Source organism: Clostridium sp. FP1 (assembly GCF_011065975.2).
Taxonomy (GTDB): Bacteria; Bacillota; Clostridia; order Clostridiales; family Clostridiaceae; genus Clostridium_AD; species Clostridium_AD tagluense.
The window spans coordinates 5,121,327-5,146,964 of sequence record NZ_JAAMNJ020000001.1 but is presented as its reverse complement, the minus strand read 5'-3'; the positions used below and the strand labels follow the sequence as shown (position 1 = coordinate 5,146,964).

The 25,638-nt window shown below is 30.5% G+C and carries 30 protein-coding genes and 1 tRNA gene; 27 read left to right on the top strand and 4 right to left on the bottom strand.

Features of this window, described 5'->3' with window-relative positions:
• A partial coding sequence (locus tag G9F70_RS24605) for a DnaA N-terminal domain-containing protein (RefSeq protein ID WP_318011008.1) occupies positions 1–324 on the bottom strand: 324 nt, incomplete at its 3' end.
• Positions 325–867: 543 nt separating this feature from the next.
• Between G9F70_RS24605 and rpmH the strand changes: the two genes are divergently transcribed.
• The 13 genes from rpmH to G9F70_RS24540 all read left to right on the top strand — a co-directional run bounded on the left by rpmH (position 868) and on the right by G9F70_RS24540 (position 11,148).
• Positions 868–1,002, top strand: a complete 135-nt coding sequence (rpmH, locus tag G9F70_RS24600) for a 50S ribosomal protein L34 (RefSeq protein WP_071614800.1) — start codon at positions 868–870, stop codon at positions 1,000–1,002.
• Between the two features lie 52 nt (positions 1,003–1,054).
• Complete coding sequence (gene rnpA, locus G9F70_RS24595) at positions 1,055–1,426, top strand: ribonuclease P protein component (protein WP_124998844.1); 372 nt, start codon at positions 1,055–1,057, stop codon at positions 1,424–1,426.
• Positions 1,398–1,607 (top strand): membrane protein insertion efficiency factor YidD, encoded by a 210-nt coding sequence (gene yidD, locus G9F70_RS24590; protein WP_164945975.1) that lies wholly within the window; start codon positions 1,398–1,400, stop codon positions 1,605–1,607. Before rnpA ends, yidD begins: the two co-directional genes overlap by 29 nt.
• A gap of 20 nt (positions 1,608–1,627) precedes the next feature.
• Positions 1,628–2,305, top strand: a complete 678-nt coding sequence (yidC, locus tag G9F70_RS24585) for a membrane protein insertase YidC (protein WP_164945974.1) — start codon at positions 1,628–1,630, stop codon at positions 2,303–2,305.
• Between the two features lie 46 nt (positions 2,306–2,351).
• Entirely contained in the window at positions 2,352–2,978 is a 627-nt protein-coding gene (jag, locus tag G9F70_RS24580) for an RNA-binding cell elongation regulator Jag/EloR (protein WP_164945973.1), read from the top strand.
• A gap of 264 nt (positions 2,979–3,242) precedes the next feature.
• Positions 3,243–4,619 (top strand): tRNA uridine-5-carboxymethylaminomethyl(34) synthesis GTPase MnmE, encoded by a 1,377-nt coding sequence (mnmE, locus tag G9F70_RS24575; RefSeq protein ID WP_164945972.1) that lies wholly within the window; start codon positions 3,243–3,245, stop codon positions 4,617–4,619.
• An 8-nt stretch (positions 4,620–4,627) separates the two neighbouring features.
• Positions 4,628–6,532 (top strand): tRNA uridine-5-carboxymethylaminomethyl(34) synthesis enzyme MnmG, encoded by a 1,905-nt coding sequence (mnmG, locus tag G9F70_RS24570; RefSeq protein ID WP_164945971.1) that lies wholly within the window; start codon positions 4,628–4,630, stop codon positions 6,530–6,532.
• A gap of 149 nt (positions 6,533–6,681) precedes the next feature.
• Complete coding sequence (gene rsmG, locus G9F70_RS24565; RefSeq protein WP_164945970.1) at positions 6,682–7,401, top strand: 16S rRNA (guanine(527)-N(7))-methyltransferase RsmG; 720 nt, start codon at positions 6,682–6,684, stop codon at positions 7,399–7,401.
• 236 nt (positions 7,402–7,637) lie between these two features.
• A complete protein-coding gene (noc, locus tag G9F70_RS24560) occupies positions 7,638–8,417 on the top strand; it encodes a nucleoid occlusion protein (protein ID WP_124998830.1) in 780 nt (259 codons plus the stop codon).
• Between the two features lie 227 nt (positions 8,418–8,644).
• Positions 8,645–9,412 carry a ParA family protein gene (locus G9F70_RS24555; protein ID WP_164945969.1) on the top strand — a complete coding sequence of 256 codons (768 nt, stop codon included), beginning with the start codon at positions 8,645–8,647 and terminating at the stop codon, positions 9,410–9,412.
• Between the two features lie 6 nt (positions 9,413–9,418).
• Positions 9,419–10,267, top strand: a complete 849-nt coding sequence (locus G9F70_RS24550; RefSeq protein WP_164945968.1) for a ParB/RepB/Spo0J family partition protein — start codon at positions 9,419–9,421, stop codon at positions 10,265–10,267.
• Positions 10,268–10,306: 39 nt separating this feature from the next.
• Positions 10,307–10,813 (top strand): DUF4446 family protein, encoded by a 507-nt coding sequence (locus tag G9F70_RS24545; RefSeq protein WP_164945967.1) that lies wholly within the window; start codon positions 10,307–10,309, stop codon positions 10,811–10,813.
• A gap of 77 nt (positions 10,814–10,890) precedes the next feature.
• Complete coding sequence (locus tag G9F70_RS24540) at positions 10,891–11,148, top strand: YkuS family protein (protein WP_164945966.1); 258 nt, start codon at positions 10,891–10,893, stop codon at positions 11,146–11,148.
• A 413-nt stretch (positions 11,149–11,561) separates the two neighbouring features.
• Here G9F70_RS24540 and yyaC read toward each other — a convergent pair whose 3' ends face one another.
• The 3 genes from yyaC to G9F70_RS24525 are packed head-to-tail and all read right to left on the bottom strand — an operon-like array spanning position 11,562 to position 14,428.
• On the bottom strand, positions 11,562–12,164 hold the full coding sequence (gene yyaC / locus G9F70_RS24535) for a spore protease YyaC (RefSeq protein ID WP_164945965.1): 603 nt from the start codon (positions 12,162–12,164) through the stop codon (positions 11,562–11,564).
• A gap of 47 nt (positions 12,165–12,211) precedes the next feature.
• Positions 12,212–13,264 carry a sporulation integral membrane protein YtvI gene (ytvI, locus tag G9F70_RS24530; RefSeq protein WP_164945964.1) on the bottom strand — a complete coding sequence of 351 codons (1,053 nt, stop codon included), beginning with the start codon at positions 13,262–13,264 and terminating at the stop codon, positions 12,212–12,214.
• Positions 13,265–13,273: 9 nt separating this feature from the next.
• A complete protein-coding gene (locus G9F70_RS24525) occupies positions 13,274–14,428 on the bottom strand; it encodes an aminotransferase class V-fold PLP-dependent enzyme (RefSeq protein WP_164945963.1) in 1,155 nt (384 codons plus the stop codon).
• Between the two features lie 335 nt (positions 14,429–14,763).
• Between G9F70_RS24525 and yedF the strand changes: the two genes are divergently transcribed.
• The 14 genes from yedF (at position 14,764) to G9F70_RS24455 (ending at position 25,486) form a co-directional block, all read left to right on the top strand.
• Positions 14,764–15,348 carry a sulfurtransferase-like selenium metabolism protein YedF gene (gene yedF / locus G9F70_RS24520; RefSeq protein WP_164945962.1) on the top strand — a complete coding sequence of 195 codons (585 nt, stop codon included), beginning with the start codon at positions 14,764–14,766 and terminating at the stop codon, positions 15,346–15,348.
• A gap of 191 nt (positions 15,349–15,539) precedes the next feature.
• Positions 15,540–15,791 carry a DUF3343 domain-containing protein gene (locus G9F70_RS24515; RefSeq protein WP_164945961.1) on the top strand — a complete coding sequence of 84 codons (252 nt, stop codon included), beginning with the start codon at positions 15,540–15,542 and terminating at the stop codon, positions 15,789–15,791.
• 15 nt (positions 15,792–15,806) lie between these two features.
• Positions 15,807–16,010 (top strand): DUF951 domain-containing protein, encoded by a 204-nt coding sequence (locus tag G9F70_RS24510; RefSeq protein WP_263484359.1) that lies wholly within the window; start codon positions 15,807–15,809, stop codon positions 16,008–16,010.
• 92 nt (positions 16,011–16,102) lie between these two features.
• The gene (gene rpsF / locus G9F70_RS24505; protein ID WP_124998809.1) at positions 16,103–16,390 is read left to right on the top strand and encodes a 30S ribosomal protein S6; all 288 of its coding nucleotides are present in this window, start codon (positions 16,103–16,105) and stop codon (positions 16,388–16,390) included.
• Positions 16,391–16,401: 11 nt separating this feature from the next.
• Positions 16,402–16,842, top strand: coding sequence for a single-stranded DNA-binding protein (locus G9F70_RS24500; RefSeq protein ID WP_124998807.1), 441 nt, complete (start codon positions 16,402–16,404; stop codon positions 16,840–16,842).
• Between the two features lie 30 nt (positions 16,843–16,872).
• Positions 16,873–17,136, top strand: coding sequence for a 30S ribosomal protein S18 (gene rpsR, locus G9F70_RS24495; RefSeq protein ID WP_372481131.1), 264 nt, complete (start codon positions 16,873–16,875; stop codon positions 17,134–17,136).
• Between the two features lie 291 nt (positions 17,137–17,427).
• Positions 17,428–17,742 carry a MazG-like family protein gene (locus G9F70_RS24490; protein ID WP_124998803.1) on the top strand — a complete coding sequence of 105 codons (315 nt, stop codon included), beginning with the start codon at positions 17,428–17,430 and terminating at the stop codon, positions 17,740–17,742.
• Positions 17,743–17,757: 15 nt separating this feature from the next.
• Positions 17,758–18,765: a DUF2232 domain-containing protein gene (locus G9F70_RS24485; protein WP_164945960.1), complete on the top strand. Its 1,008-nt coding sequence runs from the start codon at positions 17,758–17,760 to the stop codon at positions 18,763–18,765.
• A 13-nt stretch (positions 18,766–18,778) separates the two neighbouring features.
• The gene (locus tag G9F70_RS24480) at positions 18,779–20,770 is read left to right on the top strand and encodes a DHH family phosphoesterase (RefSeq protein WP_164945959.1); all 1,992 of its coding nucleotides are present in this window, start codon (positions 18,779–18,781) and stop codon (positions 20,768–20,770) included.
• The gene (rplI, locus tag G9F70_RS24475) at positions 20,770–21,213 is read left to right on the top strand and encodes a 50S ribosomal protein L9 (RefSeq protein WP_164945958.1); all 444 of its coding nucleotides are present in this window, start codon (positions 20,770–20,772) and stop codon (positions 21,211–21,213) included. The genes G9F70_RS24480 and rplI overlap by 1 nt, the downstream gene beginning before the upstream one ends.
• 95 nt (positions 21,214–21,308) lie before the next feature.
• Entirely contained in the window at positions 21,309–23,183 is a 1,875-nt protein-coding gene (gene lonC / locus G9F70_RS24470; RefSeq protein ID WP_164945986.1) for a Lon family ATP-dependent protease, read from the top strand.
• A 113-nt stretch (positions 23,184–23,296) separates the two neighbouring features.
• Positions 23,297–24,628, top strand: coding sequence for a replicative DNA helicase (locus G9F70_RS24465; RefSeq protein WP_164945957.1), 1,332 nt, complete (start codon positions 23,297–23,299; stop codon positions 24,626–24,628).
• A 430-nt stretch (positions 24,629–25,058) separates the two neighbouring features.
• Positions 25,059–25,385 (top strand): zinc-ribbon domain and TM2 domain-containing protein, encoded by a 327-nt coding sequence (locus G9F70_RS24460; RefSeq protein ID WP_164945956.1) that lies wholly within the window; start codon positions 25,059–25,061, stop codon positions 25,383–25,385.
• A gap of 25 nt (positions 25,386–25,410) precedes the next feature.
• Positions 25,411–25,486, top strand: a tRNA-Thr gene (locus G9F70_RS24455).
• The last annotated feature ends 152 nt before the right edge of the window (positions 25,487–25,638 follow it).

Here is a 25,638-nt window from a genome sequence, read left to right as displayed (position 1 = left end):
TTCATCATTAACCATTATGTTATTTCTTTCGGCTTCTCTTTTTACTTTCGGTGTTTCAATTTCGGCTACTTCTTCGGATAATATAAAGAATTCTATTTTATATGTTTTAGAAGTAAGTAATTTAACTGCATTCATTATTAAATCCTTATATCTATTTTCAAGAATATCTTTGGTAAAATTATTAGGAACACCTAATTTAAAAGTATTATTATCTAAGGCCATAGGTTCTATACTTTTGATCCAAGTATTAAAACTAACTTCTGTAAGCTCGCCTTTTATTATATTTAAGGTTTTTTCCCAGATATCTTTAATTTGGGTGTTCATGTTCTACCCTCCAGTTCAAATAAAAAAAAATTTTATGTAAAAACAAACAATGTATAAACATAGTTATAAACAATAAATAAATACATTATGTGTTGTTGATAAATAGCATTAAAAATATTCACATGTTAATAACTATGTTAACATTTTTAATATCAATTAAGTTGTTAACTATTATAAAAAAAAAATATTAACAGATTGAATAATGAATAAATCCATTTATATAGCCAAAAATAGTTAAGAAAAAACAAGTTTAGTACAATATTATAGTAGTTATTCACAATTTTGTCCACAAGTTGTGAATAACTTTATTAATATATAGGTTATTCACAGTTCTTTCTTATATAATATCAAAAAATAACAAGGTGTTCAAGAAGTTATCCACAAAAAATCATATAAATATAAAAAACATCAACAATATTATTTAAAATGGTTATCTTGACAATGTGAGGTTGTGAATATATAATCTAATAGTAAAACCATAAATATGCGATTGAAATATGATTGTTATAATTTAAAGGTTAGAAAGAAGGGGGTGTAGTAGATATGTTCATGACTTACCAACCTAAGAAAAGACAAAGAAAGAAAGAGCACGGATTCAGAAAGAGAATGAAAACCGCTTCTGGAAGAAACATTCTTCAAAAAAGAAGACAAAAAGGTAGAAAAAGATTGACAGCATAAGGGCCGCTAATGTGGCCTTTTTCTGCAATTTGCGGAAACGAGGGCGGCTAATATGAATTTTAACGTTAAGAAATACAGAATTAGAAAGAATACTGAATTTAGAACAGTATATAGAAGAGGAAAATCTTTTTCTAACCTACTACTAGTGTTATATATCTATAGAAATGGCAAAGATATTAATAGATGTGGAATATCTGTAAGTAAGAAGGTTGGGAAAAGTGTAACTCGAAGTAGAGTTAAAAGACTTATCGGTGAAAGCTATAGGCTTAACAATGAGGGATTAAAGATAGGATATGATTTCGTATTTATTGCAAGGAATCCTTCTAATGGTAAAAATTATAAAGAAGTTGAGAATGCTTTGAAGAATTTGCTTAAGAAAGCAGGTTTAATTAATAATGAAAAAAATACTTATACTGGGTATTAAAAGTTATAGAAAATATATATCACCTCTTAAGAGGCCTTGTTGTATATTTTACCCTACATGTTCTCAGTATACTTTAGAAGCTATTGAAAAGTATGGAGCAGTAAAAGGCTCTATTATGGGAATAAAGAGAATACTTAGATGTCATCCTTATAATAAGGGCGGCTTTGATCCAGTTAAATAACCACTTGGGAGGTTTTATATTTGAATTTAAATTTTTTAACTCTTCCACTTGAAAAGTTCTTTTACTTTTTACATAGTGGCGTCCATACGATTATACCAAATAATAATATCTCATTTGGACTCGCAATAATCCTTTTCACAGTTATAATAAGAGTATTATTGTTGCCTTTAAGTATTAAACAAACTAAATCAACGGCTAAAATGGGTGCAATTCAACCAGAAATGAAGAAAGTTCAAGAAAAATATAAAAAAGATCCACAAAAGTCCCAGCAAGAAGTAATGAAGCTTTATAAAGAAAATGGAGTAAATCCAATGGCTGGTTGTTTACCAATGCTTATTCAAATGCCTATTTTATTTGCTTTGTTTGCTGTTTTTCAAAAGCTAAATATGCAAGGTTCTGGATTTTTATGGATGTCGGATTTAACAAAGGCCGACCCTTATTATATATTACCAATATTATCTGCTATTACAACATATTTTTCATCAAAACTTATGCAACCACCAGCTGGCGGTGCTCAATCTAAACAAACTTCAACAATGAATACCGGAATGGCTATTATGATGGGAGTTATGGGTATTAAAATGAAAGGTGCATTAGTATTATATTGGGTAATAAATAACGTATTACAAGTAATCCAAACTTTGGTTATAAATAAGATAGAACTTGGAAAAACAGATCTTGTAAAAAAACAGATTTAACCCAATTGCCTAATTTTTATATTGAGAAAGGCGGGTGTAGTGCGGTATGAAGATTATAGAAATGATGGGGAAGAATGTAGAGGATGCAATAGGTAATGCCCTGAAAGAATTAAAAGTTACAAGAGATAAAGTAAAAGTAGAAACCATAGATGAAGGTAGTAAGGGATTTTTAAATATTATAGGTGTAAAACCTGCTAAAATTAGAGTTACAGTTAAAAGAGATAGTTTATATGAAGCTAAAAATTTCTTAACGGAAGTATTGAATTCTATGAGTATGAAAGCTGAAATAAATCTTAAAGATGAAAATAATGAAATTAGGATTGACTTAATTGGACCTAATATGGGACTATTAATAGGATACAGAGGTGAAACACTAGACTCACTACAGTATCTTGTAAGTTTAGTTGTAAACAAAAGTCATGATGAAGAGTATAAAAGAGTAATATTAGATACTGAAAATTATAGAGCGAAAAGAGAAGAAACACTAAAAAGACTTGCATCAAAAATCGCCTATAAGGTAAGGGTTAGTGGTAGAGTATTAAAACTTGAACCTATGAATCCTTATGAGAGAAGAATAATACACTCTACGCTTCAAAATGATTCATATATTTATACCTTTAGTGAAGGTGAAGAACCCTATAGAAGAGTTGTAGTTGATTTAAAGAAAGCCTAAGGGCTTTCTTTTTAAATTCACAAAACTAAGTGTAATATTAATTATATTCTTAAGTTTCAAAGTTATATTATAAGTATATTATGGAAGATTAACATTTTAAATTCCACAATGCAGCGCCGTTAGCTGAGGATTTAACATTGAACTTTACGAATATTATTAAAACCACTTATAATAAGGTAATAAAAACCATAGGAGTTGCTTTGATATAATATATTTAAAAAGGATATAATAATAAATACTCATAAAATTAGGAGGTCATATTTAATGAAAGAATTTGATACTATAGCTGCAATAGCAACTAGTATAGGGGAAGGTGGTATATCTATAATTAGAGTATCTGGTGATAAGTCTATAGATATAATAGATAGTATATTTGTAGGTAAAAATAATAGAAAGCTTCATGATTTTAAATCTTATACTATGAGATATGGCCATATTATTGATAAAAATGCTAGTAAACTTGATGAAGTTATTATTTCCTATATGAAAGGTCCTAAAAGTTTTACAGCAGAAGATACTATTGAGGTAAATTGCCATGGTGGAGTAGTTGGAACCAATAGAATATTACAAGAAATTATTAGAGCTGGGGCAAGAATGGCAGAACCCGGAGAATTTACTAAAAGAGCCTTTTTAAATGGTAGAATTGACTTAAGCCAAGCAGAGGCAGTTATAGATATAATAAGAGCCAAAACAGAGCTTAGTATGAAGTCAGCCCTTATGCAATCGGAAGGTTCAATTTCCAGGGAAATAAAAACAATAAGAAATAAATTACTTAGCGTAATTGCAAATATAGAGGTAACTGTTGATTATCCAGAAGAGGATATTGAAGAAGTAACTGCAGGAATGGTTGCTGAAGACGTTGCATTAGTAATAAGTGAGATAGATACACTACTCAGTACGGCAGATGAAGGAAAAATTCTAAGAGAAGGCTTAAGTACTGTAATAGTTGGAAAACCTAATGTAGGTAAATCATCGCTTCTTAATGCTTTACTTAAAGAAAAAAGAGCTATTGTTACAGACGTACCAGGCACAACAAGAGATGCAATAGAAGAATATATAAGTATTGAAGGTATACCAGTTAAGATAGTAGATACGGCAGGAATTCGTGAAACAGAAGATATAGTTGAAAAAATAGGAGTACGGACATCAAAAGAAAAGATAGATGAGGCGGATCTAGTTATCTTAATATTAGATTGGAGTAAAAAACTCACTCATGAAGATGAACAAATTATTGAATATATTAAAGAAAAAAAATATATTGTACTATTAAATAAAAGTGATTTAGGTGGTAAAATAGAAAGGAGTGAATTACAAAGTCTGAAGTCAAAATATATAACTAATATTTCGGCAAAAACAGGTGAAGGATTAAGTCAAGTTAAAGGACATATAAAAGATTTATTCTTTAATGGTGAAATTAAAACTGAAGGAGTTTTTGTTACAAATAATAGACATAAGCAGTCTCTAATAAAAGCAAAGGAAAATTTAGAGTCATCACTAAATGCACTAGAATATACCTCAGCTATAGATTTGGCATCCATTGATATACGCAATGCATGGATGAATTTAGGTGAGATTACAGGAGAGGCACTAGAAGAAGATATTATACATAAGATATTCTCAGAATTTTGTTTAGGAAAGTAGGGATAAATATGAAATATGTTGCAGGAGATTTTGATGTTGTAGTTATTGGAGCTGGTCACGCAGGTTGTGAGGCAGCGCTAGCAGCTGCAAGAATAGGAAGTAAGACTTTAATCTGTGCTATGAACTTAGATAGCGTGGCTTTAATGCCATGCAACCCCAATATTGGTGGCACAGCTAAAGGACATTTAGTAAGGGAAATAGATGCTCTTGGGGGAGAAATGGGAGTAAATATTGATAATACATATATACAATCAAGAATGCTAAACACATCTAAGGGTCCTGCCGTATTCTCACTCAGGGCTCAAGCTGATAAAAAAGCATATGGACAAAGAATGAAAAGTGTATTAGAAAAACAAGAAAATTTACAATTAAGACAATTAGAAGTAGTATCTATAGATGTTGAAAACGAAAAAGTTGTGGGTGTTCTTACTAAAAATGGTGCATATTTTACAGCAAAGGCTGTAATTATAGCTTCGGGAACATATTTAAAATCAAAAGTTATAATTGGGGATTGTACTTATGATGAAGGCCCTAGTGGATTACTGCCAGCTAATGAACTTTCTAAATCTTTAGATGAAATAGGAATAGAACTCCGAAGGTTTAAAACGGGAACCCCAGCTAGAATAAATAAAAGGTCCGTGGACTTTTCTAAAATGGAAGAACAATCTGGAGATATAGACGTAGTACCATTTTCATTTATTAGTGGGGATATAAGTAGGCAGCAGATATGCTGCTATTTAACTTATACAAACGAGAACACTCATAATGTAATTAGAAAAAATATTCATAGGTCTCCTCTTTATAATGGATCTATTGTGAGTACAGGTCCTAGATATTGTCCTTCCATTGAGGATAAAGTAATGAGATTTGCAGACAAGGAAAGACACCAAATATTTATTGAACCTGAGGGAGAGAGTACGCAGGAAATGTATGTTCAAGGTATGTCTAGTTCACTTCCAGAGGATATTCAGGTTGAAGTGTTAAAAACGGTGCCGGGGCTTGAAAATGTAGAAATTATGAGAACTGCTTATGCCATAGAATATGATTGTATAGATTCCACGGATTTAAAACTTTCACTAGAATTTAAAAATACGATTGGCTTATTTTCAGCAGGACAAATAAATGGTAGCTCGGGATATGAGGAAGCTGCAGCTCAGGGTATTATAGCAGGAATTAATGCTGCTCTTTTTATTCAAAATAAGGATCCGTTAATATTAAAAAGATCTGATGGATATATAGGTGTTTTAATTGATGATTTAGTTACTAAAGGTACTAATGAGCCATATAGGATGATGACCTCAAGAGCGGAGTATAGATTGCTTCTAAGACAAGATAACGCGGATTTAAGGTTAACTGAAATAGGATATACTGTGGGACTTGTTAAGGCAGATAGATATGAAATATTCAAAAAAAAGAAAACGCAATTAGAGGAAGAACTGAGCAGAATAAAAAATTTGCAAATTACAAATAAAAAAGAAATTGAGGAATTCTTAATTTCTTGTAATTCAACACCACTTAAAAAACCTATTAGTTTATACGAGCTTATAAAAAGACCGGAGCTTGATTATTATATAGTTGAGAAATTAGATCCAGAGAGGCCCAAATTAAACAAGTATATAGAGCAGCAAGTAAATATTGTGTCAAAATATGAGGGTTATATCCAAAAACAATTAGAGCAAATTCACCAATTTAAGAAGTTTGAAAACAAAATTATACCAAAAGATATAATTTATGACAATATAAAAGGATTAAGAATAGAGGCTATGCAGAAATTAGGTAAAATTAAACCTGAAAGTATAGGTCAAGCTTCAAGAATATCAGGGGTATCACCTGCAGATATGTCTGTTTTAATGATATATCTTGAACAACAGAATAGAATTAACAACAGTTCAGAAGGAAAGGTTACCACCTAATTATATCGGGATGAAGTGATCTAGAAGAAAATTACCTTCGGAGGGAGACTAAGCCTCCTTCTGAAGTTGTTAATATTACAGCACCGAAGGTGATGAACAGCTTCGCAGATGATGATTAGAAAACAACAAGAATAACTCGGGGGTGAAGGATGAAATACTTTGATATAATGAATACATCTAGTAATAATGAAGGACTCGAATTTAATGAAAAAAAGTATGAGCAATTTATGAGATATAAAGACCTCATACAAGAGTGGAATGAAAAAGTAAATTTAACTGCTATAAAAGAAGATGAAGAAATAGTAAAAAAACATTTCATTGATTCTATAAAAGTTTTTAAGTTTAAAGAGCTAAAAAGTGCAAAAAATATCATAGATATAGGAACTGGAGGAGGATTTCCAGGTATCCCTGTGAAGATAATAAAACCTGAAATAAATATAGTTTTATTAGATTCACTAAACAAGAGAATTAATTTTTTAAACGAGGTAATTAAGGAACTCCAATTAAAAAATATTAAAGCTATCCATGGCAGAGCAGAAGATTTTGCACAAGAAAAGCAATATAGAGAAAAATTTGATGTAGCAGTTTCAAGAGCTGTTGCTAATTTAACAGTACTTAGTGAATTTTGCATACCTTATGTAAAGGTTGGTGGATATTTTGTTGCAATGAAGGGACCAGCAGTTGAAGAAGAAATTAAGTCTTCCAAAAATGCAATTAGAATGCTAGGTGGACATATAGAACATATAGAAAAGGTACAAATTGAAGATAGTGATTTTAACCACAATTTAGTAATAATACGCAAAATTGCAGAAACTCATAAGAAGTATCCTAGAAAAGCTGGTATGGTTACTAAAAATCCACTGGTTTAACGACATTTCAGAAGGAATATCTCATATTTCTATAAGAGGAGTCTAAATATCCTTCTGAAGTCGTTAATATTGCAGCTTCGAAGAAGATGATTTAACGACATTTCAGAAGGAATCTTTGTAGGTGATGATTACTGCTATAAATTGTCGTACGAAAAATAAAAAAAAAAGAAGGAAATAAAGAAAAGATAGAGAATTGTTAAGAAAAGGAAAAAGGAAAAACTTAAGGATGGTATATTATGCAAAATGATGTAAAATATGTATCTGTAGAATTAATTTCTCCAAATGTCTATCAGCCGCGAAAGCATTTTAATGAAGAAACTATTGAAGAACTTTCACAGTCAATAAAAGCTTATGGGATAATCCAACCTTTAACAGTTAGAAAAAGCGGGGATAGCAGATACGAACTAGTAGCAGGAGAAAGAAGATTAAGAGCAGCGAAAAAAATAGGACTTAATGAAGTCCCAGTAATTATTATAGATATTACAGATAAGGATTCTGCTGCAATTGCGCTACTGGAAAATTTACAAAGAGAAGATTTGAATTTTTTAGAAGAAGCATTTGCTTACTTTAACCTTATTCAGGATCACTCTTATACACAGGAGCAATTAGCACAGATAATAGGAAAGAAACAATCAACCATAGCTAATAAATTAAGGTTATTAAAGTTGGACAAGGAGATAACAAATAGTTTAATAGAAAATAAGCTTACTGAGAGACATGCTAGAGCACTGCTCAAATTACCTGATATAAATATTCAAAAGAAAGTACTTAAAGTAGTTGTTAATAAATCACTTAATGTTAAAAAGACAGAAGAACTTATTGAAAAAGAATTATTAAAGCTATGCAGAGATGAAGTAGCTGCCGATGGAAAGAAAAAAATCAAGGGTATATTTGCACCTAGAGTTTATATAAATACGATTAAACAGGTTTTCGATAAGTATGGCATAAATGCAGAATATAAATCTAGAGAATTAGAAGATAGTATAGAAGTAACAATAAGAATACCTAAAAAATAGATTGTAAAAACAGAATGTTTCACGTGAAACATTCTGTTTTTTTTATTTTTTTTAAAATATTGAAAATAATACTATTAATATACTTAACATAAATATATAATAAATTATATGGGAAAATTAACATAGGGACATTGTAGTAAATAATAAGAACAAGTACAATATCAAGCTTTATTTTTTAGGTGTAAATTGTATAAGAAGGAATAATATTATGGAGGGTAGGTGCAGTCATGGAAACAATATGTATTTTTAATCAAAAGGGAGGAGTAGGTAAAACTACTACAAACATCAACTTATGTTCTTATTTGGCTCTGCAAGGAAAAAAGATTTTAACAATAGACATTGATCCTCAGGGAAATACCACAAGTGGACTTGGGTTTGATAAGAAAAAAATAAATCTATCAACATATGATTTGTTAACATCAGATATTTCTATAAGAGATACTATAAAAGAATGCGAGCTAATAAATAATTTGTATTTAGTACCATCAAAAATGGAACTTGCAGGTGCGGAAGTTGAATTGATAAATAGAAGCAACCGTGAAAATATACTAAAAGAAAAACTTAAAGAAATTGAAGGTGAATTCGATTTTATTTTTATAGACTGTCCACCTTCACTAGGAATTTTAACTATAAATGCACTTACGGCTTCAACTAGCGTGCTTACACCTATTCAATGTGAATTTTATGCTTTAGAAGGTGTTGGACAATTAGTAAATACAATTCAATTAGTTAAAAAATCTTTAAATAAAGAGCTGGAGATTCAGGGTATAATTCTTAGTATGTATGATAATAGAACTAAACTATGTAATGAAGTTGTGTCAGAAGTTAAAAAATATTTTAATGACAAAGTTTATAAAACCACAATACCAAGAAATATAAGACTCGCTGAAGCACCAAGTTTTGGACTTCCAATTATGCTGTATGATGATAAATGCAAAGGTGCAGAAGCTTACGAACAATTAGCAAATGAATTTTTAGAAAGGCAAAGGAGATGATATAAATTGAACAAAAAATTTGGGTTAGGTAAGGGACTAGGGGCTTTAATACCAGAAGAAGAAATTATGGAGGAGGGTTCCACGGTACTTAAGATATCTATGAATTTGATTAAAGCTAATAAAGATCAACCAAGAAAAAGTTTTGACCCTGAAAAAATATCAGAACTGGCACAATCTATAAAAGAACATGGAGTGATTCAGCCTATTATATTAAACAGAGAAGATGATACATATGCAGTTATAGCGGGTGAAAGAAGATTCAGAGCTGCTAAAAGTATTGGACTTGTGGAAATACCTGCAATTATTATGAATATAGAAAATAAAGAAGTATTAGAAATATCATTAATAGAAAATATTCAAAGAGAAGATCTAAATCCTATAGAAGAAGCTCTAGCTTATAAAAGATTATTGGTAGATTTTAATCTTACTCAAGAAGAAATAAGTAAAAAGGTATGTAAATCAAGAACAGCTATAACAAATTGCATGAGATTATTAAATTTAGATGAAAGAGTTCAAGATTATATAATAGATGGAGTTATTTCTGAGGGGCATGGAAGGGCTATCCTTGGGATAAGTGATAAGGAAATTCAATATGGAATTGCGCAAATGGTTATAGATGACAGTCTTTCAGTGAGAGAAACAGAGAAGTTAGTGAAAAACTTTGAAAATGAAAAAAAAGAAAAAGTAGTAAAACATGAAAATAATATATATTATAAAGATATAATGAATAAATTAGAAAATAGATTTGGTACTAAAGTTTTTATAAATTCTAAAAATAAAAACAAGGGTAAAATAGAAATTGAATATTACTCAGAAGAGGATTTTGAAAGAATTTTAGAAGTTTTTAATATATAATGTTTCACGTGAAACATAATGGAGAGGATGTAATTCATAATGCAAAGTATATTCAGTTTTATAAATAGTTCACATATATATATAACATTAGTGCTTATGGTTCTTGTGCTTATATTAATTATAATAATTATAACAACCTATGTATCTTTAAATAGATTAGAAACTAAATACAGAAAATTAATGAGGGGTGTAAACAATAAAAATCTAGAGGATATGGTTATATCTTATTTGGATAAAATTGATGGGGTTAAAGAAGAAAATATGGTCATGAAACAAATGTATGAAGAAATAAATGGAGAATTAAAAACTTGTATTCAAAAGACCTCAATAGTAAGATATAGGGCGTTTGATGATGTTGGGAGCGATTTAAGTTTCTCTATAGCACTCTTAGATGGAAACAATAATGGTGTTGTATTAACAAGTATTTATGGTAGAAACGAGAGTACAACTTATGCAAAACCTATAGATAAAGGAATATCTAGGTATGATTTATCCGAGGAAGAAAATAAGGTGTTAAAAGATGCCGTTAGTTCAAAAAATAAATAAAGAATTATAGCGTTTTTATTTGAGATTTAATAATAAAAAATCTTTTTTGTGGCACACTAAAAACAAAGGGGTTTTTTATGGTAATATGTATTTCACAAGAACTTGAATATTTACAGGATGAACTAATTAAAAGGGGATATACTGTGATAAATAATAGAGAAAATAATTCTAGTTGTGATGCAATAATATGTAAGCTTAAAGATGGTGGACTTATAAATTTAAATATGCAAAATAATATACGAAGAGAAGGAACCTTAATTATAGATAGTGGAAGTAAAACTATTGATGAAATAGAATATATATTGTGTAACAGAGTATATAATTCACTATTTTAAAAAGATTACTCTTTAATATATTTTTAGCTTCTATGAAAGTCATGTACAAACTTCATGCAAAAGCATTTTTGGGTATATGGAAATACACTAGTATACTGAGCTTTTATTTAACGACATTTCAGAAGGAAGTCTCCTACTTCTATAAGTGGGAGTCCTGTACTTATAACAAAAAGAAAACTTAGTGGTGGTCTAAATCTCCTTCTGAAGTCGTTAATATTGCAGCTTCGCAGAAGATGATTTAATTTCATATGAAACAAATAAAAAACAAATATAATATTCTAAGATGTTGTTAAAACATGCCTTAGATTTTATATTTGTTTTTTATTTTAAAAACTATAAATTACATTAATAAGCTTGAGGAATATGAAAATAGAATTGCATCGCTGATCTACCAGTATTTTTACATGCACAAATTAACCTTCAACATCTTTTATCTTGAAATCATCATAATTAGAATCGAATTTTCTTCCTCCAACAGTTTTGAGTATTGAATGATATAAACCATTTGCAATAGCATCTGCAAGCATCATTACTGTGTACAATCTTGTGTTTTGAAGAACCATAAATTCAAGGGCGCCAGATATATTTACAACCCCGGTTATACTTAGATTACCTACTTTAGGCAAATCTTTATTCATAGCGGCACCTGGAGACAATGGTTTTTCTTCAACAATAATTTTTCCTACATTTTGTAAACTTCCAAGGCAAGCATCAATCGCAATAACGTAGGGGTCGGTATAGGTATAGTTAATCTCATCAATTATTTGGCATAAATTTTTTGCATGTACTGGGCACTCGAGACTACCGTAAATATGAATTTTATTTCTAACTAAAAATTTAAGTTTGTTTCCAACCAGCGGTCCCAAACTATCACCAGTAGATCTGTCGGTTCCAATACATAAAACTACAATAGGACGTGAGCATTTAGCTATGGGAAAAATGTATTCACTTATAGTATCTCTTAACTTAAAAGTACAATCACGGGACATTGAATCTAAAATGACTTTATCTACCATAAAAAAACCTCCTATTTGGATTTTATCCATGTAGGAGGTTTTTTATTCTATAAAACTTCAACTTTTTTTAATATATTGTAAAACACTACTAAAAACATACAAAACAACATGCCAATAAGACCATTGGCCTTTAATCCTATAAATATAGATGCAAGAACTGCAACTGGATTAATACCTAGTGATGATGAAACTATTTTAGGTTCTATAATTTGTCTTACTATGGTTATAATTACATAAGATATTAAAAGACCTAAACCGGCTATATAATTTCCAGATATAAAAAATATTATTATTAAAGGGATATATATAGCACCTATACCGAAAATGGGAAGCAAATCAAATATTCCACATAGTATGCTTAACGTTACAGCATACTTAACTTTGAAAACTAAAAAAACAACTAGGGTTTCTAAAAATGTTATAGTGATTATAAGTAAGTAAGATAGCAAATAATTTTTAAGCATTTTTTTTGATTCATCAAATATATAATGTACTCTATCTCCATTTTTATTAGGAAGTAAATCAAATATTTTATTACTAGAAGATGATAAATCTTTTGTAAAAAAATATGTAGTAAGCAATGTAAATAATAAAACCATTAAAGTATAAGGTATAGTAGACATAAAACTTAGGGTTATGGAAAATATTTTTGTTGACGCATTCATACTAATGTTTATAGTTTTGGTTATATAGTTAGAAATATTTGACTCAATATTACTGATAATACTGGGATCTAAATTTTTATAATAATTTTGTAAATTACTAAAAAAATCTAGTATATTATTTTTATTAATAGAGAAATAAGATTGAATGTTTTTGACCAATTGTATTGTTTCTGAAGTTATGGTGGTTATTATTAAAGATAACAATACAACAATTACTGAGAAGAATACGGTAGTAGTAATTATTGAAGCTATAGTGCTTTTAATTTTGAATTTTCTCATCAAAAATTTTGTTGGTATCTTAAGCAGTGAAGCTAAAATAAGAGCTAATACAAAGGGTAGAGTATATCCTATAGTTCCAAAAAAAATTACAAAAACAAATGTATATAAAACAAAGAACACAGTTAGTTTATCAACTTTTTTTAGGATATTTTCCAATTGAAAAAATCACACCTTTCTAATAATAGAATTGAGAGAGCTCAGGGTATAATTAATGTCTTTAATATCGTTAAAAGGTCCAATGCCAAATCTTAAGGATCCAGTTGGATATGTGCCAACGGTTTCATGAGCTAGTGGTGCACAATGAAGGCCAGTTCTCGTTGTAATTCCATATTCAGTATCTAGGATAAATCCTAACTCAGAATTGTCGATTTTTGTAGAATTAACAGAGATTGCGGCCATTCGCTTAGTACTGTCTCGTAAACCATAAACTTCAATAGAGTTTATATTTAATAAGCCACTTATAAAATTTTCACATAGATATTCTTCATGCTCACGAATAGTGTCAAGGCCTTGGGTATTAATAAAATTAATTCCTTCTAAAAGCCCTGCTACTCCTGGTCCATTTAAAGTCCCGCTTTCAAATTTATCAGGTAAAAAATCTGGTTGAATAATACTAGATGAAAGACTACCAGTGCCACCTTCTATAAATGTACTACACTGTTTATTTAAATTATCGTCAATTAAGAAGCCACCTATACCTTGAGGTCCCAATAAACTTTTATGGCCTGTAAAAGCTAGTGCATTACAATTTAATTTATAGAAATCTAAGGGTAACACTCCGGCAGTTTGGGCAGCATCTATAACAAAATAAATACCCCTTTCCTTGCATATTTTACCTATAGCTTCTAGTGGTTGAATTGTGCCAATAATATTAGAGGCATGAGAGAGAACCACTAGTTTTGTATTAGGTTTAATTGCATTTATAAAATCATCTATATTTATTAATCCTTGTTTTGAACAAGGGACAATGTCCAGTTCTATAATACCCTTTTGACAAAGTGAGTTTAAGGGTCTCAAGGTAGCATTATGATCCATTGAGGAGGTTATTACATGCCATCCCTGCTTTACAACGGATTTTATAAGAGTATTCAGGGAAGTTGTAATATTTGGTGTAAAAATTACATTTTCTACTTTATCAAAGTGAAAAAAATCCATTAATGCATATCTACAATTTAAAATAACTTTATTTCCTGCAAGAGAAGCGGTGGATGCACCTCTTCCTGGGTTTGTTCCTATGTTTGTCATATAATTCATCATGGAAGTATAAACTTCCGGTGGTTTAGGAAATGTAGTGGCTGCGTTATCTAAATATATTTTCATGGTTTCCTCCAATTTTATAAAATAATAGCATTGTCACATTCTATAGAAGATGCAACATCTATTAATATTATCAATAACAAGTTAAATTTTGTTTTGATATAATTAAAAGTGTAAATAGTTTATAATAGCATTAGCTTAAGAACAAAATACAAACTATTTATAAGATAAAAAACTAGTGATTTGTACATTATAATTACTTATTTCAATATTAACATATAATACAATATTATAAGCTAAAGTTCTTTAAATGTATATGAGATCAATAGTTTTAACAAAGAAAGGGGTGTGACAGTTTTAGGTTAGTTTTCTAAAAAACAACTTAGAACGGAAATAATATGAATAATATAATAGATTGTAAGGGGTTACTATGTCCAATTCCAGTGGTTAAAACAAAAAAATATTTTGATTCAATCCAAAGTGGAGAAGGTACAGTCATTGTGGATAATTTAGTTGCTAAAAACAATATAGTAAAATTAGCAGGCGGTAGTGGATATAATAGTATTGTAGAAGAAAAAGAAGAATTGTATTTTATAAAAATAACTAAAGAAAAATGTGAAAAAGCAAGTGAAAAAGCAAATGAAAATAAAAAATTTACATTGGTAGTATCTACTGATAAGTTAGGACTAGGAGATGATGAACTGGGAGCTATACTTATGAAAAGCTACATATTTGCATTATCAGAAGCGGATGTAATACCTAATGATATACTTTTTATTAATGGAGGGGTAAAACTTACCGCAGAGGGTTCAAAAGTGCTGGATAGCTTAGAGAAATTAGTTAGTAGAGGAGCAAATATTTTGGTTTGTGGAGTTTGTCTTGATTTTTATAATATAAAGGATAAGCTTTCAGTTGGAGAAATATCTAACATGTACACTATTGTACAGTTAATGAATAGTGCAGATAAAACTATCAAACTTTAACGACATTTCAGAAGGAAGTCTCCCACTTCTATAAGTGGGGGTCACATGCTACAGCAAAAAGAAAACTTCAGTGGGAGGATAACAATTGAGAATTGTTATCCTCCAGAGGTCTACAAGGGGGTAAATCTCCTTCTGAAGTCGTTAATTGCAGCATCGCAGATGATGATTTATGTAGGGGGTAGAGTGAAAACATGAGTAAATATTATGTAGTAACATTTCAAAATACGCATGAAGCTATGAAAGCAGAAAGAGAAACTATAAATGAAAAGATAAAGGTAGTAGTTATTCCTACGCCTACCTATATAACTAAAAGTTGTGGGATTAGTTTAAAAATAGACGAAGAAAACATTCAAGGTATAATTAAACTTATAAATTCAGAAAATATAAAAGTAAAAGAAATTTTCGCTTGCGATGGAGAAAGTGTAAAAGTTATGACAATGTAGAAGGTGGGATGCATAATGAAGGTATTTAATTTAGGTGATATTGTTGAAATGAAAAAGACACACCCTTGTGGTAGCAAGAACTGGGAAATTGTAAGGTTGGGTGCAGATATAAAAATAAAATGTTTAGGTTGTGGAAGGCTAGTTATGCTTCCAAGGATTAAATTTGATTCTGGAGTAAAGAAAATTATAAAAGAAAATGTAATTACTACAAAATTATAACTTGATTTTTGTATAATTAAGTGATATAATCTATTGGGTAATCCCTGCTGTGCAATGCGCAGCCGTTAGTCCGAGGGGAGGAGGTGAAATTAATGAGAAAGTATGAAACTATATTCATATTACATCCTTCATTAGACGAAGAAGCTGTTAAAGCTAACGTTGAAAAGTTTAAAGGTGTAATAGAAAATAATGGTGGAGTAATTGAAAATATTGATGCGTGGGGTAAGAGAAAGTTAGCTTACGAAATACAAAAAGTTGGCGAAGGCCACTATACATTAATCAATTTCAATTCAAATCCTGAATTACCGAAAGAATTAGATAGAGTATTCAGAATTACTGACAGTGTTATAAGACATATCATAATAAATCCAGAAAAATAGGTGGTGCTTTTATGAATAAAGTTGTTTTAGTTGGTAGATTAACAAAAGATCCTGAGCTTAAATTTGCTCAAGGAACAGGAACAGCTGTAGCCACTTTTACTGTAGCCGTTAATAGAAGATTTAAGCGAGAAGGTCAACCAGAAGCTGATTTTATACCTGTAGTTGTATTTGGCAAGCAAGCGGAAGCTACTGCTAATTATATGAGTAAAGGTAAACTTATAAGCGTTTCTGGAAACATTCAAACTAGAAATTATGAAGCTAAAGACGGTAATAAAAGATATGTTACTGAAGTGATTGCTGATGAAGTTGGTTTCCTCGAATGGGGAGGCAATAAAGCATCAGAAACGAATACTAATCAAGGTGGCTATAATGGCGAATCAAATGCTGGATCTAAAGATTTTGGCGGTGCTAGCGATATAACACCAATTGATGATGGAGACATCCCATTCTAATATTAGGTAAGGAGGAAAAAATTAATGGCTATGAACGAGCGTAAAAGAAGCAGTGGCGGAAGTGCTGCTGGTGGAAACAGAAAGAGAATGAAAAGAAAAGTTTGTGCTTTCTGTATGGATAAAGCAACTGCAATTGATTATAAAGATATAAACAAATTGAGAAAGTATGTTACAGAAAGAGGAAAGATTCTTCCTAGAAGAATTTCTGGAAACTGTGCAAAACATCAAAGAATGCTTACTGTATCTATAAAAAGAGCAAGAAATATAGCATTACTACCATTTACTACTGAGTAGTAAATGACTGAAAGCAGCGCCTTACGGTAGCTGCTTTTATTTTTTTAAAATAAAAATAAAAATTTCAGTGAATAATAGAAATATAAATTTTAAAATATATATGATTGGCTGTGATTTGTAGTATACTTGTAGTTACAACCCATAAAATGTAAACATTTAAAATTTTTAAATATTAGATTGCCTATTTCAGATTATATATCCATATATAAAAATAAACTTTAGTTGCATAATCCTACAAAAATAACTAAAATAGAGTTATACGCATAAGCCTACAGGGGGAGATGATATACTATGAAAAGAGATGATTTTAATATAATGTCTAATGTTAAGCTAATTGAAAGTTTGAAGGCTGAGCTACTATGTATAATAGGTGATTTCTTCAAATTGCTAAGTAAAGGAAGTAATGTTGCTCAAGACGCTATACTAGATTGTATTTCAGGGGCAATAATACTTTTATATATATTAGCTGAAAGGCTAGGATATTCTAATGTAGCTGTGGACGAAAGTATGAAAAAGAAACTAAAGGTAGGTATAGTTGAAGGAGATAACATAGAAAAAGATGGAAAAGATCTAAGTAGACTATATATACACATAAAAGGAAGATAAATGATGGAGGAAAAAATGAAGAATAAGGATTATAGTACAAAGGCAATGGTGGAAGCTTCACTTATGGCTGTTATAATTTCAATAATAATGATTATAACAGGATATTTGCCATTTGTATCGGTGGTAGGAACATTGTTATTACCAATTCCTGTGGCGATACTCTATACAAGGCATAACATCAAAATAACATTCACTGCTATATTACTCAGTATAATTATAACATCCTTAGTCTATAATCCAATAATGGCAATATATTCAGCTATAACTTGTATCATTGTTGGTATTGTACTTGGCTATTGTATTAAGGAAAATAAAAAACCCTCTGTAACATTATTATTTTTAGCTATTGCTTCTGCTATATCTAATATATTAACCCTAGCTTTTTCATTGCTATTTATAGAAAAAGTAAGTTTTGTAAATTTTATTACAAATAAATTAGAATTTATGAAACAAAGCATGAAGGCCTCTGTGGATCAATTAAAAATAGTTTATTTACAAGCAGGAATAGCTCCAAACAGGTTGAAGTTTTTAGATGAAAATCTTGAAATGATAAAAAAAATGGATGTTATGATGATATTGATAGTAATACCTACACTTATTTTTATTCTTGCATTGATAGCAGCTTATTTGAATCATATAGTATCTAGAGCAATACTAAGGAATTTAAACTATAAAATGCAAGAGGTATTACCTTTTAGCAAAGTTTATGTTTCTAACATAGTAGGAGCTGTACTTATAGGCATAGTATGTATAGGAATAATACTATCATCAAAAAAAATAACTGGTGGGAATTATATACTAAACGCTTCTCAGCTTCTTACGCAGTATGTATTTATGATAAATGGTCTGGCTGCAAGTGTATATTTTTTAAGGGTTAAAAGAAATTTATCAAAGCCAGTAGTAGCAATAATTATAGGGTTAACAGCACTTTCGTCTCTAGGTAATATTTACTTTTCAATAGGACTCATGGAAATGGCTTTTGATTTTAGGAAGCTTGACCCATATAGAATTAAAAGAAAATAATTGGGGGCGGATTATGGATAGCAAATATAATTACTTCGATGTTAATAATAAAATATATATGGTGACTATGGCTCTATTTATATGTATAATATTTTATTATGGACATTTTGAAGTGGGTATACTTACACTAGGATTATACGCCATACTAGTAGTGTACAATATTTACAACACGAAGATAAAAAAAAGTGAGTGGAAAAAATTTATTGAAAATTTTTCCTCTAAACTTGATATAGCAACTACAAGTACTTTAGTAAAGCTTCCATTTCCCTTAATAATTATAGGATATATGGGAAACATTTTATGGTACAATCAAAGTGTAACCACAATGCTTGAAGGGGAAGATCTTTTTAATAAAAATATTAGAGATATAATTAAGGAACTGCCTTTAAAGCAGGTTTTAGATGGAAAAAAAAATATTTTTTCAAATATTAAAATAAAAGATAGTTTTTATGAGATTTATACTAATATTGTGGATACAGACGAAAATAAAAATGTTAAAGATAAAATTATGCTTTTATATTTTTATGATATAACGGAAAAAAACAATCTGATAAAAGGTATTAACGGCAATAGAGAAAGTGTTATGCTAGTAGAGGTCGATAATCTTGATGATGTTATTAAAACTACAGAAGAAGATAAGGCACCACTACTTGCGGCTGATATTGAGCGAACAATAAATAGCTATGGACAGAGCGTAAATGCTGTAGTAAAAAAGTATACATCTAATAAATATGTTATTATAGTTCAAGATAAGTACATTGAAAAAGAAATAGAGAAGAAATTTGATATACTAGATAGTGTTCGCGAAATAAGCAATGGTAACAAACTAGCAGTTACTTTAAGTGTAGGAATAGGAAGAGGAGAAGATACGCCTTCAAAAAACTATGAATTTGCGACTTCAGCGAAGGAGCTTGCCTTAGGTCGTGGCGGTGATCAGGTAGTAGTAAAAAAAGGTGATAAATTATCTTTCTTTGGAGGAAAAACAAAAGAAGTTGAGAAAAGAACTAAAGTTCGCGCAAGAGTTATTGCTCATGCATTAATGGATTTAGTAAATGAGAGTGATGTAATTTTCATTATGGGACATAAAAACCCTGATGCTGATTGTCTAGGCTCGGCAATTGGTCTATATAGTATTATTAAAAGTACGAATAAAGAATGCTATATTATTCTCGAAGGAATAAGTACGGGCATAAAAAGCATGATGGATATATTATTGGTTGATGAGGAATATAAAAACACCTTTATATCAAGTGAAAAATTTAAAAGTGTTAAAAAATCTAATAATTTGCTTATAATAGTAGATGTTCATAATGAAGGTCATGTGCTGAATTTAGAAATAGTTAAAGAAGTAGAAAAAGTAGTTATAATTGATCATCATAGAAAATCGCAAGATTTTATACAAGGGGTAGTGCTTAGCTATATGGAAACTTACGCATCATCTACTGCTGAACTAGTTACTGAAATGGTTCAATATATGGTAGATAAGCCAAAGCTTAAACATATAGAAGCAGTATGTCTTCTAGCAGGAATATGTATAGATACAAAAAATTTCTATTTTAAAACAGGAGTTAGAACTTTTGAAGCCGCTGCTTTTTTAAGGCGTCATGGTGCGGATACTATGGATGTTAAAAAAATGTTTTCTGATGATTTAGACATTTATTTAAAAAGAGCTGATATAATAAGATCAGCAGAAGTTAAAAATGAAATTGCTATAGCGGTTTGTCCCCAGGCAATAGAAGATACCGTACTTGCGGCTCAAGCAGCTGATGAGCTTTTAAATATTACTGGTATTGAGGCGTCATTTGTTATTGTTAAAATAGGAGATGAAGTATTTGTTAGCGGAAGGTCTCTTGGAAAAATCAATGTACAATTGATATTAGAGACGTTAGGCGGAGGTGGACATATGACTATGGCTGGTACAAAATTTACTTCGCTTAAAACTCAAGAAGTAGTGGCGAAATTAAATGAAGCTATAGCTGAATATTTAAAGGAAGGTGAAAAATAATGAAAGTTATTTTATTAAAAGATATTAAAAGTGTAGGTAAAAAGGGAGATGTGGTAAACGCCGCAGATGGGTATGCAAGGAATTTTTTATTTCCTAGGAAATTGGCAGAAGAAGCTACAGACCCAAATATGCACATATTAAATAAAAAGAATGAAACTGAAAGAAAAAAGAAAACTGCTGAAATTGAGGAAGCGCAAAAAATAGCTAACGAACTTAAAGATAAGGTTGTAAAAATAATCGGCAAGGCTGGAGAAAATGGAAAACTTTTTGGCGCAATTACAAATAAAGATATAGCAATGGCATTAAATAAACAATATAATTTAGATGTTGATAAAAAGAAAATAGTAACAGATACAATAAAATTATTAGGAACTTATGAAGTAGAAGTTAAAGTATACCCAGAAATATCTACTAAGATAAAAGTTCTTGTTTGTGAGGAATAATCATATAAAAAGAAGGGAGGAAACGCTTTAGTAAATAAATTGATAATGTTATCTATTAAAGCGGATTGAGCTTGAAGACATTACTTGTTAATAAGATGGGAGAACCCATTGCAAAAGATACTTTACCACTGGATACACAAATTGACGTTTTATATGAAATAATGAGAAACGTAATAGACGAAAGCAGTATAAAGGCTAAAACCATAAAATTCAAACTTCAAAAGTATATAAAAAGCGAAGATATATATAAAAGATTATATGCACTAAATAAAATTGTAAGCAATGGTAAGGGCATAGATGTAGTACCGAGTCCCAAAAATATTCATGAGGTGTTAGATAATACTAATGACTTTCTTACTGAAGAAATAGCTAAAAGATATGTGCAAAATAAGATTGAAGCTGAAGTAGAAAAAAATCTAATGGAAAAGCAAGATAAGTATATTGATGAGGTAAGACTTAGCATAATTAAAAAACAAAAGGGCCCTGAAAATGCTAAAACCCTTAAGAAATATGATGATTTAGAATTACTTGATAGCAGAAAACTAACGAAAAATATACAAGCTATATTAAGGCCAGAGAGTTTTAGTGAAATAGTTGGGCAAGAAAGAGCTATAAAATCACTGATATCTAAAATGGCGTCACCATATCCTCAACATATTATCCTTTATGGACCTCCTGGAGTGGGTAAGACCACTGCAGCTAGACTTGCTCTTGAGGAAGCTAAAAAGCTGAGTTACACTATTTATGGCAAAGATGCTAAATTTATAGAAGTAGATGGCACAACACTCAGATGGGATCCAAGAGAAATAACAAATCCTCTGCTGGGATCTGTTCACGACCCAATATATCAGGGAAGTAAAAGAGATCTAGCTGAAGTTGGAATTCCTGAACCCAAAACAGGTCTTGTTACGGAGGCTCATGGAGGAATATTATTTATTGATGAAATAGGAGAACTGGATAATATACTTCAAAACAAACTTCTTAAAGTACTAGAAGATAAAAGAGTTGAGTTTTCATCATCTTATTACGATCCTGAAGATGAAAACACACCTAAATATATAAAATATTTGTTTGATAAAGGTGCTCCAGCAGATTTTGTTTTAATAGGAGCTACAACTCGCGAACCATCAGAAATAAACCCGGCGCTCCGATCAAGATGTACTGAAGTTTATTTCGAACCATTAACTGCGAAAGATATTGAAACTATAGTAGTTAATGCTGCCCATAAATTGAAAGTTGAAGTTGCAGATGGAGTGGCGGAAACCATTAGTAGATATACTATTGAAGGAAGAAAGGCCGTAAATATTTTAGCAGATGCTTATGGATATGTATTGCATAATAGAGAATTAGTAAAGACTTCTAAAATTAAAATTGAGCTTAATGATCTTTTAGATGTTATATCTATAAGTAGACTTACGCCTTATGAGGAATTAGATACTGAAGTTAAATTTGAAGTGGGTCATATATATGGACTTGGAGTATCGGGGTACATAGGTTCAACTATAGAAATAGAAACATCAGTATTTGAAGCCAAGGAAAAAGGTAAGGGCCAAGTAAGATTTAATGATACGGCTGGAAGTATGGCTAAGGATTCAGTATTTAATGCTGCGTCAGTAATAAGAAAGACCACAAATAAGGATATTAAGGATTATGACATACATGTAAATATAGTAGGTGGAGGTAAAATAGATGGACCATCCGCCGGAGCCGCTATAACTGTATGCATAATTAGTTCGCTTTTAGATAAACCTTTAAGGCAGGATATCGCAGTAACTGGAGAGATATCACTTCGTGGTATTATAAAACCAGTAGGCGGCATATTTGAGAAAATTTATGGTGCAAGAAGAAAAGGAATTAAGCTAGTCATTGTTCCCAAGGAGAATGAAAAAGAAGTACCTATTGATCTTGTGGATATTGAAACAAAAGCTATATCGACCATTGAGGAACTAATGAAATTAGTCTTCGCATAAAATATAATTAACTATAATTAATGGCCCTGTTAAATAATCACCCTGGAAGATGATTACATCTTCCAGGCTGAAATTTTAGCAGGGCATAAACATTACCTTAGGAGAGATGAAAAATGGATACACCCCTTAGAAGTTTGCCTTATAACTTAGAAGCAGAACAATCGGTAATTGGATCAATGCTTATAGATAAAACTGCCATATCAAGGGTCGTGGAGATTTTAAACGGTGATGATTTTTACAGAGATTCTCATAAGGTTATATTCAACGCTATTTTTGATTTATATCAAAAGGACACGCCTATTGATATGATTACACTACTGGAGCATTTACGTTCTTCTGAAAAGTTAGAAGCTTCAGGGGGGATTACTTATATTACAGAAATAAGTAACTCGATACCCTCTACTGCTAATTTAAGTTCTTACATAAAAATTGTAGATGATAAGTCTACTTTAAGAAAACTTATTAGAGCTTCTACGGAAATTATGGAAAATTGTTATAATAAGCAAGATGATGTGGAAGCAGTAATGGACCTTGCAGAGCAAAAGGTCTTTAATATAGCAGAAAGAAAAAATTCAAGTGATTTTGAACCAATGAATACAGTGCTTGAGAGAGGCTTTTTAGAAATAGAAAGAATCTTTAATAATAAAGGAGAAACAACTGGAATACCTAGTGGTTTCCCAGAACTAGATGAAAAGACCGCTGGATTTCAAAAGGGTGATATGATTCTTATTGCTGCGAGACCTTCTATGGGTAAAACTACCTTTGCACTAAATTTAGCTGAGTATGCAGCCCTTCGAGAAGGGAAAAACGTAGCTATATTTTCACTGGAAATGTCTAAGGAACAACTTGCCTACAAATTACTTTGTTCAGAAGCAAATGTTGATATGTCAAAGCTTAGACATGGTAATTTAGAAGATAAGGATTGGGAAAACATAGCGAAAGCATCTGGGCCTCTAGCTGCTGCTAAAATATTTATTGATGATACAGCAGGAACTTCTGTTATGGATATGCGTTCAAAATGTAGGAAACTAAAAATGGAGCATGGTATAGACATGATAGTTATAGATTATCTTCAACTTATGTCTGGGAGTAATCCGGAAAGTAGACAACAAGAAGTATCAGAAATATCAAGATCTATTAAAGCCCTTGCAAAAGAGATGCAGTGCCCTGTTATAGCATTATCACAGCTGTCACGTGCGCCAGAGCAAAGAGCTGATCATCGGCCAATGCTTTCTGACCTTAGAGAGTCAGGATCCATTGAGCAGGATGCTGACATTGTTATGTTCTTATATAGAGATGAGTATTATGATAAAGAAACAGAAGATAAGAATGTAGCAGAGTGTATTATAGCAAAACAAAGGAATGGTCCTGTAGGTACAGTAAGACTGGCATGGATAGGTCAATTCAGTAAATTTGCGAGGCTTGATGTAATTCATAGAGATTAACCAATAATATTATGTAAATTGAAAATATTTTTCTTAGAGGATGTTTTAACTAAAAGTATATATTGCTACAAATGCGTTCGCGTCGCCAGGTAATTCTAAAATTTATTTTATTTACAGCTGCTAAAAAATGCAAACTCGCTTCGCTCAAACATGCATTTTTTTTTACGCAGCCGTAAATAAAATAAATTAAGAATTACTAAGGCTTGCTCATACGCATTTTACGCAATATATACTTTTGCTTACATCCTCTAAGAAAATAATATTATTTTTTTATGATATAAAAAAAGATATATATTGCTAGAAATGCATTGGTGGCGATAGGTAATTAAAAATTATTGGTAAATAGATAAATGTTATACATATAGTAAAATGTTGACACATATGATAAAATGTAAATATGATATTGAAATAATGTGAAAAGGGTGATTTAATGTTCTGCCATAATTGTGGAGCTCAAAATGATGATGGATCTAATTTTTGTAAAACCTGTGGTATTAATTTATTAATTCAACAGAGTAAGACCGAAGTAAGGACTATTAGTGACAAAAACTGGTTAGTTGCATTGTTGCTCTGTATTTTTATTGGACCGCTTGGTATTCATAGATTTTATGTAGGTAAAACAGGTACAGGAATTTTAATGATCTTAACCTTTGGTGGTTTTGGAATATGGGCGTTAATTGATTTGATTTTAATTGCTACTAATTCATTTACTGATATAAATGGGTTACATTTAAATAAAAATATGTATAATTACTAAAGAGGGTTAAACCCTCTTTAGATATGCTGAAATAGCTCAGTTGGTAGAGTAACGCACTCGTAACGCGTAGGTCGAGGGTTCGATCCCCTTTTTCAGCTCCAAATTTATAGAATAGAAAAGGCTATTTATATATGAGTATTCCATATATAAATAGCTTTTTTTATGTAAAATTAAAAAAACATGAATATTAATCCTTGTACTGCAGAAAATGTATATATACTAAAATTTAAATTTGAGTTTAAAGGTTAAGAAT

Excerpts from the sequence above, each read along its gene's own strand:
- rpmH (WP_071614800.1), top strand. The coding sequence starts at position 868 with ATGTTCATGACTTACCAACCTAAGAAAAGACAAAGAAAGAAAGAGCAC.
- rnpA (WP_124998844.1), top strand. The coding sequence starts at position 1,055 with ATGAATTTTAACGTTAAGAAATACAGAATTAGAAAGAATACTGAATTT.
- yidD (WP_164945975.1), top strand. The coding sequence starts at position 1,398 with ATGAAAAAAATACTTATACTGGGTATTAAAAGTTATAGAAAATATATA.
- jag (WP_164945973.1), top strand. The coding sequence starts at position 2,352 with ATGAAGATTATAGAAATGATGGGGAAGAATGTAGAGGATGCAATAGGT.
- mnmE (WP_164945972.1), top strand. The coding sequence starts at position 3,243 with ATGAAAGAATTTGATACTATAGCTGCAATAGCAACTAGTATAGGGGAA.
- mnmG (WP_164945971.1), top strand. The coding sequence starts at position 4,628 with ATGAAATATGTTGCAGGAGATTTTGATGTTGTAGTTATTGGAGCTGGT.
- rsmG (WP_164945970.1), top strand. The coding sequence starts at position 6,682 with ATGAAATACTTTGATATAATGAATACATCTAGTAATAATGAAGGACTC.
- noc (WP_124998830.1), top strand. The coding sequence starts at position 7,638 with ATGCAAAATGATGTAAAATATGTATCTGTAGAATTAATTTCTCCAAAT.
- G9F70_RS24555 (WP_164945969.1), top strand. The coding sequence starts at position 8,645 with ATGGAAACAATATGTATTTTTAATCAAAAGGGAGGAGTAGGTAAAACT.
- G9F70_RS24545 (WP_164945967.1), top strand. The coding sequence starts at position 10,307 with ATGCAAAGTATATTCAGTTTTATAAATAGTTCACATATATATATAACA.
- G9F70_RS24540 (WP_164945966.1), top strand. The coding sequence starts at position 10,891 with ATGGTAATATGTATTTCACAAGAACTTGAATATTTACAGGATGAACTA.
- yyaC (WP_164945965.1), bottom strand. The coding sequence starts at position 12,164 with ATGGTAGATAAAGTCATTTTAGATTCAATGTCCCGTGATTGTACTTTT.
- G9F70_RS24525 (WP_164945963.1), bottom strand. The coding sequence starts at position 14,428 with ATGAAAATATATTTAGATAACGCAGCCACTACATTTCCTAAACCACCG.
- yedF (WP_164945962.1), top strand. The coding sequence starts at position 14,764 with ATGAATAATATAATAGATTGTAAGGGGTTACTATGTCCAATTCCAGTG.
- G9F70_RS24515 (WP_164945961.1), top strand. The coding sequence starts at position 15,540 with ATGAGTAAATATTATGTAGTAACATTTCAAAATACGCATGAAGCTATG.
- G9F70_RS24510 (WP_263484359.1), top strand. The coding sequence starts at position 15,807 with ATGAAGGTATTTAATTTAGGTGATATTGTTGAAATGAAAAAGACACAC.
- rpsF (WP_124998809.1), top strand. The coding sequence starts at position 16,103 with ATGAGAAAGTATGAAACTATATTCATATTACATCCTTCATTAGACGAA.
- G9F70_RS24500 (WP_124998807.1), top strand. The coding sequence starts at position 16,402 with ATGAATAAAGTTGTTTTAGTTGGTAGATTAACAAAAGATCCTGAGCTT.
- rpsR (WP_372481131.1), top strand. The coding sequence starts at position 16,873 with ATGAACGAGCGTAAAAGAAGCAGTGGCGGAAGTGCTGCTGGTGGAAAC.
- G9F70_RS24490 (WP_124998803.1), top strand. The coding sequence starts at position 17,428 with ATGAAAAGAGATGATTTTAATATAATGTCTAATGTTAAGCTAATTGAA.
- G9F70_RS24485 (WP_164945960.1), top strand. The coding sequence starts at position 17,758 with ATGAAGAATAAGGATTATAGTACAAAGGCAATGGTGGAAGCTTCACTT.
- G9F70_RS24480 (WP_164945959.1), top strand. The coding sequence starts at position 18,779 with ATGGATAGCAAATATAATTACTTCGATGTTAATAATAAAATATATATG.
- rplI (WP_164945958.1), top strand. The coding sequence starts at position 20,770 with ATGAAAGTTATTTTATTAAAAGATATTAAAAGTGTAGGTAAAAAGGGA.
- lonC (WP_164945986.1), top strand. The coding sequence starts at position 21,309 with ATGGGAGAACCCATTGCAAAAGATACTTTACCACTGGATACACAAATT.
- G9F70_RS24465 (WP_164945957.1), top strand. The coding sequence starts at position 23,297 with ATGGATACACCCCTTAGAAGTTTGCCTTATAACTTAGAAGCAGAACAA.
- G9F70_RS24460 (WP_164945956.1), top strand. The coding sequence starts at position 25,059 with ATGTTCTGCCATAATTGTGGAGCTCAAAATGATGATGGATCTAATTTT.